The sequence below is a fragment of the Alkalihalobacterium chitinilyticum genome (assembly GCF_029028005.1).
Lineage (GTDB): Bacteria > Bacillota > Bacilli > Bacillales > Bacillaceae_F > Alkalihalobacterium > Alkalihalobacterium chitinilyticum.
Window position 1 is genome coordinate 103,608 of record NZ_JAOTPO010000001.1, and the last position, 16,983, is coordinate 120,590.

16 protein-coding genes are annotated in these 16,983 nt (G+C 36.5%); 7 read left to right on the top strand and 9 right to left on the bottom strand.

All coding sequences use genetic code 11. The features are described 5' to 3' along the window. Positions 1-103: 103 nt before the first annotated feature. Complete coding sequence (gene rnz / locus N7Z68_RS00515) at positions 104-1,033, bottom strand: ribonuclease Z (RefSeq protein ID WP_275116497.1); 930 nt, start codon at positions 1,031-1,033, stop codon at positions 104-106. Between the two features lie 343 nt (positions 1,034-1,376). Here rnz and N7Z68_RS00520 point away from each other — a divergent pair, with 343 nt between their 5' ends. Then, positions 1,377-2,654 carry a C40 family peptidase gene (locus N7Z68_RS00520; RefSeq protein WP_275116498.1) on the top strand — a complete coding sequence of 426 codons (1,278 nt, stop codon included), beginning with the start codon at positions 1,377-1,379 and terminating at the stop codon, positions 2,652-2,654. Between the two features lie 89 nt (positions 2,655-2,743). On the opposite strand, the gene N7Z68_RS00525 is transcribed toward N7Z68_RS00520, so the two are convergent. Further along, the gene (locus N7Z68_RS00525; protein WP_275116499.1) at positions 2,744-3,379 is read right to left on the bottom strand and encodes a YitT family protein; all 636 of its coding nucleotides are present in this window, start codon (positions 3,377-3,379) and stop codon (positions 2,744-2,746) included. Positions 3,380-3,601: 222 nt separating this feature from the next. On the opposite strand from N7Z68_RS00525, the gene hcp reads away from it, so the two are divergent. After that, positions 3,602-4,894, top strand: coding sequence for a hydroxylamine reductase (gene hcp / locus N7Z68_RS00530; protein WP_275116500.1), 1,293 nt, complete (start codon positions 3,602-3,604; stop codon positions 4,892-4,894). Between the two features lie 423 nt (positions 4,895-5,317). Here the strand turns inward: hcp and N7Z68_RS00535 are convergent, their stop codons facing one another. The 3 genes from N7Z68_RS00535 to ilvA all read right to left on the bottom strand — a co-directional run bounded on the left by N7Z68_RS00535 (position 5,318) and on the right by ilvA (position 9,047). Further along, a complete protein-coding gene (locus N7Z68_RS00535; protein WP_275116501.1) occupies positions 5,318-6,622 on the bottom strand; it encodes a globin-coupled sensor protein in 1,305 nt (434 codons plus the stop codon). Positions 6,623-6,823: 201 nt separating this feature from the next. Further along, positions 6,824-7,729, bottom strand: coding sequence for a chemotaxis protein (locus N7Z68_RS00540; protein WP_275116502.1), 906 nt, complete (start codon positions 7,727-7,729; stop codon positions 6,824-6,826). 70 nt (positions 7,730-7,799) lie between these two features. Next, complete coding sequence (ilvA, locus tag N7Z68_RS00545; protein ID WP_275116503.1) at positions 7,800-9,047, bottom strand: threonine ammonia-lyase IlvA; 1,248 nt, start codon at positions 9,045-9,047, stop codon at positions 7,800-7,802. A 302-nt stretch (positions 9,048-9,349) separates the two neighbouring features. Here ilvA and N7Z68_RS00550 point away from each other — a divergent pair, with 302 nt between their 5' ends. Further along, positions 9,350-9,550, top strand: coding sequence for a hypothetical protein (locus N7Z68_RS00550; RefSeq protein WP_275116504.1), 201 nt, complete (start codon positions 9,350-9,352; stop codon positions 9,548-9,550). A gap of 92 nt (positions 9,551-9,642) precedes the next feature. Further along, positions 9,643-10,245 (top strand): trimeric intracellular cation channel family protein, encoded by a 603-nt coding sequence (locus tag N7Z68_RS00555; protein WP_275116505.1) that lies wholly within the window; start codon positions 9,643-9,645, stop codon positions 10,243-10,245. A gap of 68 nt (positions 10,246-10,313) precedes the next feature. On the opposite strand, the gene N7Z68_RS00560 is transcribed toward N7Z68_RS00555, so the two are convergent. From N7Z68_RS00560 to racA, 3 genes are read right to left on the bottom strand one after another with little or no spacing between them, the layout of a single operon-like run. Beyond that, a complete protein-coding gene (locus N7Z68_RS00560; RefSeq protein WP_275116506.1) occupies positions 10,314-11,153 on the bottom strand; it encodes a sulfurtransferase in 840 nt (279 codons plus the stop codon). 56 nt (positions 11,154-11,209) lie between these two features. Continuing rightward, the gene (locus N7Z68_RS00565; RefSeq protein ID WP_275116507.1) at positions 11,210-11,590 is read right to left on the bottom strand and encodes a YppE family protein; all 381 of its coding nucleotides are present in this window, start codon (positions 11,588-11,590) and stop codon (positions 11,210-11,212) included. 36 nt (positions 11,591-11,626) lie between these two features. Next, positions 11,627-12,142, bottom strand: a complete 516-nt coding sequence (racA, locus tag N7Z68_RS00570) for a chromosome-anchoring protein RacA (RefSeq protein WP_275116508.1) — start codon at positions 12,140-12,142, stop codon at positions 11,627-11,629. A 196-nt stretch (positions 12,143-12,338) separates the two neighbouring features. Here racA and N7Z68_RS00575 point away from each other — a divergent pair, with 196 nt between their 5' ends. Continuing rightward, positions 12,339-12,464, top strand: a complete 126-nt coding sequence (locus tag N7Z68_RS00575; protein ID WP_275116509.1) for a hypothetical protein — start codon at positions 12,339-12,341, stop codon at positions 12,462-12,464. 44 nt (positions 12,465-12,508) lie between these two features. Here the strand turns inward: N7Z68_RS00575 and N7Z68_RS00580 are convergent, their stop codons facing one another. Then, positions 12,509-13,474, bottom strand: a complete 966-nt coding sequence (locus N7Z68_RS00580; RefSeq protein ID WP_275116510.1) for a DUF2515 family protein — start codon at positions 13,472-13,474, stop codon at positions 12,509-12,511. A 128-nt stretch (positions 13,475-13,602) separates the two neighbouring features. Here N7Z68_RS00580 and recU point away from each other — a divergent pair, with 128 nt between their 5' ends. Together recU and N7Z68_RS00590 are read left to right on the top strand one after the other, a co-directional pair. Continuing rightward, positions 13,603-14,202 carry a Holliday junction resolvase RecU gene (gene recU, locus N7Z68_RS00585; RefSeq protein WP_275116511.1) on the top strand — a complete coding sequence of 200 codons (600 nt, stop codon included), beginning with the start codon at positions 13,603-13,605 and terminating at the stop codon, positions 14,200-14,202. A 101-nt stretch (positions 14,203-14,303) separates the two neighbouring features. Beyond that, entirely contained in the window at positions 14,304-16,862 is a 2,559-nt protein-coding gene (locus tag N7Z68_RS00590; protein ID WP_275116512.1) for a penicillin-binding protein 1A, read from the top strand. Positions 16,863-16,983: the final 121 nt, after the last annotated feature.

A 16,983-nucleotide genomic window follows, 5' to 3' on the forward strand; every position in this document is an offset into this window, starting at 1 on the left:
CCATTTCCTCCTCTTTACAATCACAGTTCAATGGTATTAATTTGTCTTTTATTGAACTGTTTTATTCCTGAGGATAAACATTTTCTTTTTCTATGAATAGGTCTTAGCTGCTCTTGCTGCGCAACAATGTATGTATATACGAATCATGAGCAATATAAGTATTTGGAAACACTTCACATGCTTCTGTTTCTAATAGATGAGATTTCCCCTCATACCTGGCACTAATATGATTTAAGATAAGCGTCTTCACCTTTGCATTTCTTGCAATTTTAGCAGCGTCATAAGCTGTAGAATGACCGTATTGATGAGCCATTTCTTGATTTTCAATACTAAAAGTTGCTTCATGAATAAGTACATCTGCATTTACAGCTAATTTAACAGCTGCTTCACACGGTTTTGTATCCCCTAATATAGTAACGATTCGACCTGGAACTTCTGGTCCAACAAATTCAGCACCATCAATCCATTCTCCTGTACTTAATTGAATTTTTTCTTTAGCCTTCACTTTTTTATACAGCGGACCAGGCGTAATTCCTTTCTCTTTTAATTTATCCACTAACAGCTCCCCACTTTGAGCTTTTTCTTCTATTCTAAAACCATAGCTAGGCATGACATGCTCTAACAATAAGCATTGAACTGAATAGTGTTTATCTTCAAAGATGATTCCTTCTTCTAGCTCCACAACTGATAAAGGATACAGCAATGTAGTGTTTGAAAGAGAAAGACATTGCTCAATATATGCTTTGATACCCTTTGGACCGTAAATCGTAAGCGGTGTAATTCCCCCTTGAAACGATCTGCTTCCAAGCAAACCTGGTAAGCCGAAAATATGATCACCATGAAGGTGGGTAATAAATATTTTTTCAAGCTTACTTAATTTAATGGAAGACCTTAGAATTTGTTGTTGAGTACCTTCTCCACAATCAACCATCCACACACTTCCGTTGCATTGTAAAAAACGAATGGCCAGTGAACTTACATTTCGTTTTGTTGATGGTACCCCAGCTCCTGTTCCTAAGAAATGAAATTCCAACTAACTTCCCTCCCTCTTTGAAGATCCTTGTTTCCTTTAAGCTCATATCCCAAGGTGTGACAGTTCATTTTACAATGTGGATCATCCCGTTTTCAATTGAATACTCAAGGTATTTCTTTATTTTAGTAATAAAGTATCAAGACAAACCTATCCCGTTCTATTCATTAGGAACACTCATACAATAGCCCATAAAGTGTCATTTTCATAAACTTTATATCGAATAGTTTTACGAGTCTACATATGAAAATGATGATGTTCGTGGGTGAATTTTTGTCATCATTCATTACATCAGTGAAGAAACATTCGGGCATGGAATGTAAAAAAACAGCTTAGGAGGACGATGATGACTCTTTTTCAATATTCGACGGGAACTCTTTTAGCATCCTCAGTTATTTTAAGTTCATTGATGAATGTAGGTGCAAGTGAATTAGAAGTTAGTGAACGAACATTAACATCTACTGAACCAAAAGCAGACTCAGAAGTGAATAAGTACGAACCGTATTCAACAATAAGTTTTGGCAAAGGGGGAGCAGCTGTATCCCAGTTGCAAATGTTCTTAGCTACTTTTAAGTACTATAACGGGAAAATGGATGGATTATATGGAATGCTTACGAAACAAGCAGTAAGAGACTATCAAAGATCTCACTCGCTAAAACCTGATGGAATTGCAGGAAAGAAGACATTAAATCATCTTTATCATGAGCATACAGATGTATTTCATACGATAAGTCAAAAAAAAATGAGTGAAATTGTGCATTACCAAGAAGATAAAAATGATACAACTTCTGTACTTCTTTCCGCCGCACCAGCTGAAACGTTAACGAAAATAACGGAACTCTCTTCAGATCTTTTATTGAAGGTCGGAGATAAAGGAAAAGCTGTCACCTTAATTCAACAAAAGCTTCAAGATTTAGGGTATTATAAACATATAGATGGAATATATGGACCGCAGACAAAAACTGCAATCATCAACTACCAAAAGGCTCATCAACTCAATGTTGATGGGATAGCAGGACCTCAAACTATTCAACATATGACTAGTGATAGTAAAAAGAAGACGTATACAGATTACAGAAAAACTAAAGATCAAAGAGCTCCACAAAATATTGAACAAGAACGAGCAGTTGTTACTTCTGAAACTTCAATTACACATATAGAAAACACCGTTGCTTCCAATAACAGTACAGCTGATGTCACAGAAGAGGCTGAGGACTCATCTGCTAAGAAACCTGAACCAGTTGAGGAGACTGTTTCAACACCTGTAGCCAATTCGTCGGTTATCTCCACTGCAAAATCCTTAATAGGAACTCCTTATAAATGGGGTGGAACGACAAGGTCTGGTTTTGACTGCAGCGGGTTTTTACAATATGTCTATAAACAACATGGAAGGTCGATCCCAAGGAACACATCATCTATTTGGGGATCGAGTACTGCTACCACTAACCCGCAACCTGGTGACCTTGTCTTTTTTACAACGTATCAGTCAGGACCATCACACGTAGGAATTTATCTCGGTAACCGTCAATTTATTCATGCAGGTTCATCAACTGGGGTAACAATCAGTAGTATTGATGGTTCATACTGGAACTCCCGTTATCTTGGAGCAAGAACATTAAATTAAAATGAACGTTTACTGAAAAATTTATAATCTTAGCGTACAAAAAGCGGAAAGGTGAAAAAACATCACCTTTCCGCTTTTTTATTTCCAGTCTATTTTTGAACTTGTGTTGACACAGCCTGGAATTGTGCCTCTTCCTCTTGAACTTGCTTTTCATTAATAGGGCTCTTTTTATATCGCCCAATAATTGAACTTGCAATAAAAATAGCAGCTACTGAAAGTAATGCGTTTGACCAACCGACTAATACTCCAGCTAAGAAGATAATTAAGAAATCACTTGCAAAAATAGTAATACCACGGTTAATTTTAAACTTTTGATCTAAGTATAACGCTAAGATGTGAATACCGCCGAGTGAAGACCCATTATTTAAAACAAGCGTCACACCGATTCCAATAAATAGTCCTGCAACAATCGTTGCAAGCCAATCAGGAAAAGGAGTCACTTGAAAAACCTGAAACCATTCACTAATAAAAGAAATTGCAGTAATGGAAACAAGACTGGAAATTGTAAACCTCATTCCTAGCTTTTGAATGGAGATGATAAAAAACGGCAAGTTTACTAGAAAGAATAAAATTCCCCAAGACCAATTCGTTAGAAAGTCTAATATGGTAGCAACTCCTGCAGTACCTCCAAAAGTGAAATGATGGATGGCCAATATCCTTAAACCTAATGATGTTATTAGTAATCCGACTATAATAAATAACCAACGAGTTATCAAATGATTCAATGAAATTCTCTCCTCCTATGTATCTCATATTAACAATACGCAAATCTACTAAACTTTTCAATGCATATTGATGAATATTTATAAATCGAAATTTTCTAATTAATTACAGTTTTTTGACTAAGTTGTGAAAATTAATGAAGGTGTGATTTTTATCACAGTGGAATTTTTTCCAATCCTTTAATATGTATTTTAAATACATGTTTATTATTGGAGGGGATCCTTATGTTTTGCCATCAATGTGAGCAAACACCTACAGGTGGATGTAAGATCGTAGGAGTTTGCGGAAAAAATGAAGATATAGCCAGTTTACAAGATACGATTGTCTTTGCATTAAAAGGAATTGCTGCGTATGCTACTCATGCTAGACAATTAGGATATTCAGACCCAGAAGTTGATAAAGTAACACATGAAGCACTTTATATGACATTAACGAATTCAAACTTTAATATGCAAGAACATATCGATATGGCATTAAAAGTTGGGAATGCTGCTGTACGTATCATGGAACTTTTAGACCGAGCTCATACAGATCGCCTTGGTATTCCGCAACCGATTACTGTCAGTCAAAATAAAGTTGAAGGAAAAGCAATTATCGTTACTGGACACAACTTACTCGCCCTTGAGGAATTATTAAAACAGTCTGAAGGTAAAGGAGTAAACATATATACACACTCGGAAATGTTACCTGCACATGGGTATCCGGAACTAAGAAAGTACCCGCATTTAAAAGGTAACATCGGGAAAGCTTGGTTTGATCAACGCCGTTTGTTTGAAAAGTTTCCTGGGGCCATTCTTGCAACTACAAACTGTGTAATGCCGATAAAAGGCAGCTATTCTGATCGTTTCTATTCCTATGATATTACTGGTTTAGAAGGTGTTCATAAGATTGAAAATGATGACTTTTCTGGTTTAATCCAAAAAGCGTTAGTTCTACCTGACGCCGATATGGAAAGTGAAGATACATTAACAACTGGTTTTCACCATGAGACAGTTATTGGCTTAGCACCTGAAATTATTGACGCAGTTAAAGCTGGTAAAATAAAGCGTTTCTTTGTTATTGCTGGTTGTGATGCACCTGGTCCTGGCGGCAATTACTATCGTGAATTAGCTACTTCGCTCCCAAATGACACCATTATTTTGACAACATCCTGTGGAAAGTTCCGTTTTAATGATGTTGAATACGGAACGATCGAAGGAACTAACATTCCTAGATTTGTAGACTTGGGTCAATGTAATAATTCTGTTTCAACTGTAAAGATTGCAATGGCTTTAGCTGATGCGTTTGGTTGTGAAGTAAATGAATTGCCAGTGAGTATCGTTTTATCATGGTTTGAGCAAAAAGCTGTTGCCATCCTGCTCGGTCTGTTCAGCTTAGGTATTAAGGACATCAGAATCGGACCAAAGCCACCTGAATTTGTTACTCCAGGGGTATTAAATGTACTTCAAGAAGCATTTAATCTACAACTTATCAGCAATGCAAAAGATGATATGGAAAGTATGCTGGCACTTAATTAATTTAAAGATAAGAACAAAAAAAGATATCGGGCTAACGTGTCAGTTATCGAAGAAAAAACTATTAAACACTACAAAAAATAGAGGTGCGAATCAATTTATGATTTGCACCTCTTTCTTTAGTGAGGGTCAGATATCGCTTGTTGTTTTGTTTTACAACAAGCGGACTCAAGAGCCGTTATTTCTGGAAAAAACAGTGTTTTCTAAGGTCTAACGGACTCTGAGGCTCTTATTGGATAATAATACAACCTTTTACACAAAAAATGCTACAAATAAGGACCTCTCAGTCCACTAACACTGATAACATGATAGATTTTAAGTAAATAAGGTCCTGTGAGTCCGCTAAAAAATTTTTTCATCTTAATTGGTAGTTAATTAGAGTTTTTTTCTAAATCTGATCCTGCTGGTGCCAGGTACCTTTCTTTATTACCATTGTTTAGTTGTGTGAAGGAGATTATCTGAAGCTGAGGCGATGTTAGACGATGCTTTTGCAATTTCACCGATTACTCGCGTAAACTCGTCTAAATCGGTTTGAATTTCTCTATTTTTCTCTTTAGTTTCGTTCATTTGTTGAATAATCTCGACAAAAGAAGCTTCAGTATCCTTCATATTTTGATTACTTTGTTCGACCAACGTTTCTACTTTTTTCATGCTGGCATTATTTTTATAGATTTGTTCATTTGTTTTTTCAATTAATTTTTTAACGCCTTCTACCGATTGATTGGTTTGCTCAGATAGTTTTCGTACTTCTTCCGCAACGACAGCAAATCCTTTTCCATGTTCACCAGCACGTGCTGCTTCTATGGCTGCATTTAGGGCAAGGAGGTTCGTTTCATTTGCAATCGATTGAACAATCGTTACAATTTCATTAATTTGTTTTGCCGTAACTTCAAGTTCAGTGATATCTTCGGTAATAATATCTGTTGTTTTCTTAATATCTTTTATATTATTACTTACTTGGTCAATTAGCTTTTTACCATCGTTTGCTTTTTCTTCGGCAAGACTTGCAATTTCTAGTCCTTTTGTTGACTTAACGGCCATTTCATCTGTTTGTGCATTAACTTCCTCAATCGCTGCATTCGTTTCCTGTGCCAGCGTGGCTAAACTAGCTGATGTTTCATCCATTAATGCTTTTACTTCACTTTTCGTTTCTTCTTCTTTTTGTTTTAAGCGCAGTATTTCTTCATCATAAGCTTCCACTACTAATTGTTGTTCTAGATTAATTAATTTAGTAACGGCTTTCAGTGCAATTAAGGTGTCACTTGCATTTTCAAATTCCTTCTCAATGAGTCCTACAAAATGATTGAGCAAACCTTGATAGGCACAGATATACCATTTCTGTTCTAGACCAATTCGAACATGCGCTTTTGCAATACGAATACGTTTCTCTATAAATACCTCATCTATTGTACCACTGAACATTTCAATTAAGTGAGTTTGTAATGTACCTTTTAATCTTTCTATTGTAGAGTGGTTAGAAATAATGTTTACCAAGTCCGGTGACTGCCCTATTGTAGAATAAAACATGTCTGTAAGATCTCCCACATTTCTTTCTACAAATGGCTTCAATTCTTGGATAACCTTTAAATCATCCAGTGTTAAATTTATTATTTTTACTTGCTCTTTCAATTCTTTTTTGTCACTAGGTATTCTAAGAAAAGCCTCATGTTTCATACTTTTATCTGCTAGACTTTCCTCTTGTTTTGAGCGAAAAAATTGTGCAATCCCCACTACTTAACTCCCCCTACATTTTTACTATTCTATCACTTTATTATACCAATACAATTCTACTAATTCTACATTTTCCACAATATAAAAAAGAGACTGACTTTAGCAAAATGTCAGCCTCTTTCGTTAATGAAAACTATACATGTTAATTAGTGATCATCCTGAACAGTTTAATTTGTTACCTTAAATGAAATAACTCAGCCTCTAAATAATATGTTTATCAATGATATGGACGAGTTCTACAATTTCAGGTTTACTTACTTGTGCATCTGCACCTACTCTTACCCCTTTATGATAGAGGTCACCTGTAATTAATGACGAGAATATAATAACTGGTAAAACATTTAAACAAACATCATCTTTAATTCTCTTCGTTAAATGGTGCCCGTCCATCTTCGGCATTTCTAAATCTGTAATGACCAATTGTACCTTTTGCTCAACAGTTACATCGGATTGTTTTATCTGCTCGAGAAACTCCCATGCTTCTTTACCATCATGAAAAAACTGAACATTCACATAACCAGCTTCCGATAATGTATCTTGAAGTAATTTTCTTAAGATAGGCGAATCTTCGGCTACTACAATTTTTTTCATACTGCGTTCACGTTTTCCAAGCGACTTCAGTTGTCCAACATTAATTCCAGATTCAGGATTAATATCAACGACTATTTTTTCATAGTCCAATAAAAGAAGCATTAGTTCATCCATTTTCACAACACCAATTGTCGAAGCTTCCAGACCTTGCGATAATTCAGTCGGCTTCTCGATCTGTTCCCATGAGATACGATGTATTCTTGACACATTATGAACGTGAAAAGCCACTTTCATTTGATTCAGTTCAGCTACAATGAACTTATCTTTTTCACTGTCTTCTGAAGGTGGAAAACCTAGCACTTTAGCTAAATCGACTACTGTAATAACTTCATCTCGTAATCGGATTATCCCTTCTACATTCGGATGACTATTTGGTACTTTTACAATAGGTAATGGGTTGATAATTTCTCTTACCTTAAGAACATTTATGCCAAATGTTCCTTCATCAATCGTAAATGCAATTACCTCTAGTTCATTAGTACCACTTTCAAGCAAAATTCCTTTATGTTCGGACATTTTACTTTCCTCCCCTACTCATATCTCTTTGTAGTACTATACTACCATTAAACTTGTTAATAATCACGCCTTAGATGAGTAGGTTAAACAAACTTTCATTTTTATTGATTTCATCGTATTCAAAGCCTTTTTTATTTAAGCGTTCAATAAAGAGATGATAATCCTCGTCTCGTTTTAGTTCAATTCCGACCAATGCAGGGCCATTGGCTTTATTGTTCTTTTTCGTATATTCAAATCGAGTAATGTCGTCATCTGGTCCTAAAACATCTTCAATAAATTCACGGAGCGCCCCAGCTCGTTGTGGGAACTGAATGATAAAGTAATGTTGTAAACCTTCATAAATCAATGAACGTTCCCTCATTTCCTGCATTCGACCAATGTCGTTATTTCCTCCACTAACTATACATATAACCGTTTTTCCTTTAATCTCATCTTTATAGAAATCTAGGGCGGCGATTGGCATTGCACCAGCAGGTTCAGCGACAATGGCATTTTGATTATATAATTCAAGGATCGTTGTGCATATTTTTCCCTCAGGAACCAAGACAATATCATCCAACACATTTTTGCAAATATCAAATGGAAGTTGTCCAACCTTCTTAACTGCGGCTCCATCTACAAATTTATCGATTTTATCAAGTTCTACAACTTGACCCGCATCAATGGAGTTTTTCATTCCTGGCGCTCCTGCAGGTTCTGCTCCGATGACCTTTGTTTTAGGACTAATACTCTTAATGTACGTACCTACACCCGAGATTAAACCGCCTCCACCAATTGAGCTAAACAAGTAGTCAATTTTTTCGTCGATATCATTCATAATCTCCATTCCTACGGTTCCTTGACCCGCGATAATCTTTTCCTGATCAAAAGGATGGATAAATGCCATTTTGTGTTCCGTACTGTATTTCATTGCTTCATTAAAAGAGTCATCAAACGTGTCCCCTGTTAACATTACTTCTACATACTCTTTTCCAAAAAACTTAACTTGGTCTACTTTTTGTCGTGGGGTCGTAGAAGGCATAAAGATTTTTCCTTTAATTTTTAGCGTGCGACATGAATATGCTACTCCTTGCGCATGATTTCCAGCACTTGCACAAACTACACCTTGCTCAAGCTCTTCTTTCGGATGACTTTGGATTTGATAATAAGCACCCCGTATTTTAAAAGAACGAACGACTTGTAAGTCTTCTCTTTTTAAGTACACGTTACATTGATATCTTTCTGATAAAACCTGATCCTTCTGTAAAGGTGTATGAAAGACTACATCCTTTAACGTTTGATTTGCAATAATAATGTCTTCTATATTAATTTTCCCCATCGTTGTAATCCCTTTCTGAAGTAGAAATTAATTAGCTTCTCTATAAATATCCCTAGATCGTTCTTCATCAATTTAATGAACTAAAATCATATAAACATAAGGATTAAATACTTATAGGACAGCCTTTTGGCCGAACGAAATATCCTTTAACATCTTATCATAAGTTCACTGCTTTGAAAAATCTTTTCAAGGCAATTTATATTGCGATTCCGTTTGTAGAAAACTATAATGTAAATGTTGGTATCATTTGTAATGACAGAGCTGATCTGTCATAATTATGCGTAAAAAGGGGTGGATCGAAAATGATCAAAAAATTAACGATGCTTACAGCGTTTTTATTTACTTTACTGCTTCTTCCAGTTACTACTGTCTTAGCTGCAGGAGGAGGAGAAGCTGCCGAAGGTGCTGCTGAACCATCTGGTCTAATCATGACTTCATTAGCTGTTCTTTCTTTTGTTACTTTAGCTTATATGATTTTTCTAAGCCTAACAGATAACAACTAAACTGCTTCCTTACATAAAAGGATATAAGACGAGCGCGATTTATCGCGTTCGTTTTTTATCGAAGTCACATACAACACGAAGGAGGTAGTCAGATGGCTTGGGATATTTTAAACATAATAGGAACGATTGCTTTTGCCTTAAGTGGAGTAATTGTTGCAATGGAAGAAGACTATGATTTGATGGGAGTTTATATCCTAGGCTTAGTTACTGCTTTTGGCGGCGGTGCCATCAGAAACTTGCTAATAGGTGTTCCTGTTTCTGCGTTATGGGAACAAGGCAATCTTTTTACAATTGCAATAATTGTTATGACAATCGCCTTCTTTATACCTTCTCTTTGGATTAACCATTGGATAAAATGGGGAATTTTCTTTGATGCATTAGGGCTTGCTGCCTTCGCTATTCAAGGAGCAATGTACGCTTCAGCCATGGGACATCCTTTAAGTGCAGTCATCGTGGCAGCTGCATTAACTGGAACAGGCGGTGGAATGATCCGAGATGTTTTAGCTGGAAGAAAGCCACTCTTTCTTCAAAAGGAAATATACATTGCCTGGACAATGTTAGCAGGACTTGGCATAGGTCTTAACATCGTAAATGGTACTGCAGGTCTAATTATACTTTTTATACTGATTGTCACTATGAGAATGTTATCTGTATCATTTCAATGGAGACTTCCACACCGTAAGTTAAACACCTAAATAATAAGGTGACTAAATAAGGTTAGAGCAGAAAGCGCACCCTATTTAGTCACCTTTCTTATGTAAATTTATCTTCCTGCTTCTACTAAGTAATCCTCATATGTAATCCAATCACTCCAACTCCCTACGTAAAGACGGACATTGGTGAAGTCAGCTTCTTTCAACGTCAATACATTAGGACAAGCCGTTACACCAGATCCGCAATAGACGATTATTTCCTTGTCTTTATCCAGCCCCCCTAAACGCATGCTTTGTTCTTCAACCGGTTTCCACTTCTGATTTGCAGTCAGCGAATCCTTCCAGAAGAAATGACGTGCAGTTGGGATATGTCCTGCAATTTTATCTACTGGTTCTTCTATTCCTAAATACCGCTTTTCTTCTCTAGAATCGAGTAATATGTAATCTTGGTTTTTAGTCCTAACTTTGTTCATCAATTCACTTCGCTCAATAAGGAATGCTGATTGGATGTTTGCCTCAAAATTTCGGATAGAGAGTTGAGGAATTTTATCTGTTACATGATAACCTTTTTCTTTCCACTGACTATATGTGCCATTTAATACAAAAGCCTTTGAGTGGCCTAAGTAATTTAACAGCCACCACATCCTTGATGCAAAAGGTCCTCCTTGATCGTCATAAGCAATAACAGTGACATGTTCATCAATTCCAGCAGCAGATAATTTACCTGCCAATTCTTCCACGTCTGGAAGAGGGTGTCTTCCCCCATGCTCTTTTACCTCACTTGATAGATCTTTTTCTAAGTCAAAGTAAAAAGATCCTGGAATATGGTCTTTTAGATAAGCTTTAAACCCTTCCTCTGGTGCTCCTAATTGAAATCTACAATCGACAATTCTTACATTTGGATCCTCTAAATGACGAGAAAGCCATTCCATCTCTACTACATGCTTCATCCAATCACTCCATTTCTATAGATTTATTAGAATTTTCCTACATATTAACATAATATCTATTTGTTATGTTGTTTAATTTGGATGAGAACCGTATCAAGGAGGTAATCAATCGATTTAATTGTATCTATAAAACGTTTTGATTTTGTATCTTTTTGAAAAGCTGCAACCGACGTTTCCAACAATTGGTCATAAGCATTTGAAAGTTGCATCGTATAAACATATTTAGGTCTGTACTCCTTTACCCACTGCTCCGCTAATTCTTTCCACGGGTTTGCAGTCATAAAAACACGATCAGCAAAAGGCTTTACGTCTGTATAAAAATCAGCAGTAAAGCCTTCTTTGATCGTATAGGTTGTATATTGCTTTCGAGAAGCATCGTTAAACTCGCGTAGTTGTTTTGTCAGTTCGATTAGTTTGTTTAATTCTTCATGTGTCATGGGATCACCTCACAACACATCATAACAAAAAACTATTTAGAATGAAAAAAGTTGCATCAACGAACGTCTTTTTGGTGGTAGTTCTTCTAACGGAATCGTCATATTTTGCTTTATAACTTCATCCATTTCGTCTAGCCTTTGTTCAATCGAAAGAAGGCTTTTACTCATCGCTTCAATTTCTTTACGATGATTAAGTAGTTGATACGTAACGACATCATCTGCTTTTGCAGCAAGTTTTTGTTCTAAGTCTTCAATACGTTGCATCATTTGCTCTAATTTTTGCTCGTATTTAAATGTTGGCATGACTTCTTCAGGCGGTTCACTCTCACTAATGATGCTTTTATTTGATACCTTGACATCCTTCATTTTTTTTCCTTCACTAAGTTGTCCTTGAATTTCCCTTAACGTTTCAACTTGTGGTGTTTGAAATAAATAATGGCCGTGTTCGTTTAATTGACAATGAATATTAAAATATTTTACCCATCTTTGGACCGTCGTTGGATTTACCCCCAATAGATCAGAAACTTCTTTCGTTTTTAACACATTTTCCATTAGAAATCCCTCCATCACTTTTGTTAATGTACTATTCGTAGCGCATTATTACTTTCCCTTCGTACTTGACAAAACTAGTTTTTATTCGTCAAAGAAAGTGGTGATCTTCCAAAATCAGTCGTTCTAAAGAAATCTTATGTATGGTTTTTTTACTTGAACGAATACTATAAAAGACAAAATAAATGGAGGGTTAAAAGTGGCTAAAAACAATAAACGTTCAATGAAAAAACAACAAGAAGCACAACCTAACAGTCAACAAAATCATAATGCTCCTGGGTATGGTGATAAAAAATTAACAGGGCCTAATCGCCCAGCTGAATAAGGCTGACACATGTCAGCCTTTTCTTTTTTCCTAAAACCTATTTTTTATCGAAATGCCTTAATTAATGTAGTCTCAATCTTCATGGCTATAAATAATTCTGCCATTTTCTGTTGATACCAGCTCGTTAATCTATATTCCCTTCTTGGTTCTGTCCAGCTCTTAAAAAAACGTTTCACATTACGAGTCGACAATGACCAATCTCCATAATCATGTCTTTGATGTAGTACTGGTGAATAAGCGGTTCGAAGGATCGGTGTATGTTTTAAAATTTTCCACTTTACATATTTTTCATAATCTCTTCTAGAGCCAGTTGGTTCGACTTGAAGCGCAAATCGATGAATAGGAGAACTTTGTTCAGATTTAAAAAGTAACCATGCTAACTTCTTTCCTAATTCAATTCTTCTCTCAACCTTCTGAAACTTATCGACACTAAACCCATAGAGATTGCCTTCAAAAGTAGGGAAAAGAACCGTATTGAAATGCAAGTGCTCCACTAAAAAATATGGCAACGATTTAAATACATGGCTTGAGTAGAAAGGATGCTCAATCACAGGTCCTTGGATCAAGTGCTGTTCATTAATAATAAGAGCCGTACAAAGCCTCTCTAGATTTCCACTATTCCAGAATATGTTCCATTCCCTTATCATGAATTCACTTACATCAAAATAGGGTAGTAAATGAAAAAGTGGTTGTTTTTCTTTTTTTGAAACTTCATATATGAGCAGTTGTGGATAAGCATCTGAAAAAATAAGCCAATTGGCGCGTTCAAAAGTTAAAAATAATGTGTAACTATATTGAGGAGTTATTAAGGTTTCATACCAGTTACTTTTTAAGTCCGTCATATTCCACCCTGCATTACGGGAAACCATACTAGCTAACAAGGCCCACCAAATCTCTTGATTATTTTTGTAGTATTTCAAGTATGCTTTTGTACGACTTATATTATCTATATTTCCATCAATGGTTTTCTTTTTTATAGTACTAACGATTCCATTTTCCTTTTGCCACAACTTTAGATCACCCTTTTTTTAACTTCTCTGATTATCCGTTTTATGATATGATAACTTGATGAGAATTTTTGTTTTCATTACTTTTCTTAGAGAGACCTACTCTTTGAACGAAAGGTTGCTGATTTACATTGGCTATCCGTTATCCAAATGGTAAAAAGTACTCCGCACCCGTTAACCGTTCAAACCCTAACAAAAAAGAAACATTCGGTAATCGCGGGATGACGCTGGAAGAAGATTTAAATGATACAAACGAATATTATTTGAGTCGTGGAATTGCTGTCATTCATAAAAAGCCGACGCCTTTGCAAATCGTCCAAGTCGATTATCCAAAACGAAGTGCAGCTGTTATTAAGGAGGCCTATTTTAAACAAGCTTCTACTACAGATTACAATGGTGTATATCGTGGGCGGCACATTGACTTTGAAGCGAAGGAAACTAGAAATAAGACATCATTTCCTTTGCAAAACTTTCATCTTCACCAAATTGAACATATGAAACAAGTTCTAGACCAACAAGGTATTTGTTTTATCATTTTAAGATTTACTTTACTAGACGAAATATACTATTTAAATGCACATCATTTAATTGAGTATTACGAAAAGCAAAAAGACGGACGAAAATCCATTCCAAAAGCAGAAATTGCTCAGCTTGGTTTTTTAATAGAACAGGAATATCATCCAAGAATTGATTACTTAAAAGTAGTCGACCAACTTTTTTTTCAAAAATAATGTAACGAAACAGACACAAAAAACGTTAATAGATAAAGATACAATAAGAATAGATCAAGATTATTTTTATTCTTTCGTTTAGATAGAAAGGAAGAACAAACATGAGTGAGAATATGAATACACGAACTGGGCGTCGCCGCGCTAAAGAGCAATCAAAGGCGACACCTAAGAAGAAGAAAACAGGTATTTTCAAAAAGCTCTTAATAGCAATGGTTGTATTCTTTACCGTACTTGCTGTTGCAGGTGGTATCACAGTCTTTTCAATGATTGCCACTGCGCCACCATTAAATGAGGATCGGTTAATGTTAGCTCAGTCAACTGAAATCCTTGACCAACATGATGCTTCAATTACACTCCTTGAAGCAGTTGAAAATCGAATTTATGTAAATATTAATGATATTCCTGAACTAGTGGAAGATGCATTTATCGCAGTTGAAGATGTTCGTTTCCGGGAGCACTTTGGAGTAGATGTGCGACGTATGTTTGGAGCAGTTGCTGCAAATGTTACAGGTGGATTTGGTGCTGAAGGTGCAAGTACTATTACACAACAAGTCGTAAAAAACTTGTTTTTATCACCAGAAAAAACAATTTCTCGTAAAGTTCAAGAACAATATTTAGCTATTAAATTAGAGCAACAATATTCTAAAAATCAAATACTGGAAATGTATTTAAATGCGATTTACTTTGGGGGCGGTGCCTACGGTGTTCAACAAGCCGCCATTACGTATTTTAGTAAAGAAAATTTAGAGGATTTAACAATAGAAGATGCGGCTCTTCTTGCTGGGCTTCCGCAGCGTCCAAACCATTTTAACCCATTAAACAACCCTGAGGCTGCTGAAAAAAGAAGAAATACAGTTATCGCGCTGATGGAGCGACACGGCAAGATTACGAGTGAGGAAGCTCAAAAAGCGAGAGCTGTTTCGGTTCAAGATCAACTTAATCCCGCAAAGCGTGAAGCTAGCGCTTATCAAGCTTTTATTGATCAAGTTATCACTGAAGTAGAGTCGCTTGAGGGAATTACAACGAGTGACATTTTTACAGCTGGATTAAAGATTTATACTACACTAGATCCAGATGCTCAAACTCACGTTGAGAAAGTATTACAAACCGATGAATTCATCACAACGTATCCGAGTAATGAGGATTTTCAAGCCGGTGTAACGCTTATTGACACAGCAACAGGGCAAATCAAAGCGATAGGCAACGGGCGTCATCAAACCGGGGTCCAACGAGGATTTAGCTTTGCAACTGCTAAGAAACAACCTGGATCAACTATTAAACCTGTTTTAGATTACGGACCAGCTATCGAGCATTTAAAATGGTCAACAGGTAAGGTCATTGTGGACGAACCTCATACGTATTCAGATGGTACAGAGATCCGCAACCATAACCGTAATTATGCAGGACCAGTAACAATGAGAAAAGCATTAGCCGATTCTTTAAACATTCCAGCGATTAAAGCACTACAAGAAGTAGGTTTAGAGAATGCACGTGATTTTGCGTCCACTCTAGGAATTCCTTTTGAAGATAACCGCATTTACGAACCCTATGGTATCGGTGGGTTTACAACAGGAATTTCGACTTTCGACTTAGCAGGTTCATATGCTGCCTTCGGAAATGAAGGAGTGTACATTGAGCCTCATACAGTTCGTAAAATTGAATTTCCTGATGGAAAAGTTATTAATATGGCACCTGAACCAGTTGTTGCCATGAGTGATTATACGGCCTTTATGATTAGTGACATGCTTAAGACGGTTGTTACCAATGGTACAGGTACACATGCCAATATTCCTAATCTCCCACTTGCAGGGAAAACAGGAACAACTAACTTCCAAAGAGAAGACAGAGAAAAATACAAAATTCCTGATGGTGGAGTTCCCGACGTTTGGTTTGCTGGGTACACAACACGCTATACTGCAGCCGTTTGGACTGGTTATGACCGAAAAGGAGAAGGAAATTATCTCATAAACAATGACCGTAGACTTGCTCAACAGATTTTTAAAGCCATTATGGAGGAAGTTTCTCGAAATATAGAGACACCGGACTTCAATCAACCTGACTCGGTCGTTAGAGTTGGAGTTGAACGAAGAACCGGATTACTGCCTAGTCCATTCACACCACAAAGTGAAATTGTCTATGAATACTTTGTAAAAGGAACTGAACCAACGAGAGTATCAGAAGCATTCCAAAGTATACCGAAGCCTTCTGATTTCAAAGTGGGTTACAACGAAGACGCAGACCAAATCATCCTCACATGGGGTTATCCGAGCAACCAAAAAGGTGCGGTTACATTTAATATCATGCAAAGTATCGACGATGGCGGCTTTGAACCAATTTACACAACAAAAGATATGCAGCATATTATAACGAGCCCAACACCAGGTGCGACGTATCGTTTCCAAGTGATTGCAATTGCTGATGAAGATCCTAGTATAAAAAGTGATCCTGCTCAAGGCGAAGTTAAAATTCCTGTCATTGAAATCGAGGAACCAATAGAAGAGGAACCAGAGCAACCTATTGAGCCTCCAGTCGACGAAGATGAAGAATTGCCAATTGATCTTATTCCGGAACCTGAACCAGATCCAGAAGATGATGAAGAGACAGCAACAAGTGCATCTACAACTGTAAGAGAAGAAGATGATGAAGAAGAAGAAAACTAGAAACGTTAACAATAAACATTTATTTGGAGAGAAGAATACTTCTCTCCTTTTTTTACTAGAAAAACCGAGCGAAATGCCCGGTTTATTTTAATTAAACCATATATCGTTCTTATGGATGAAG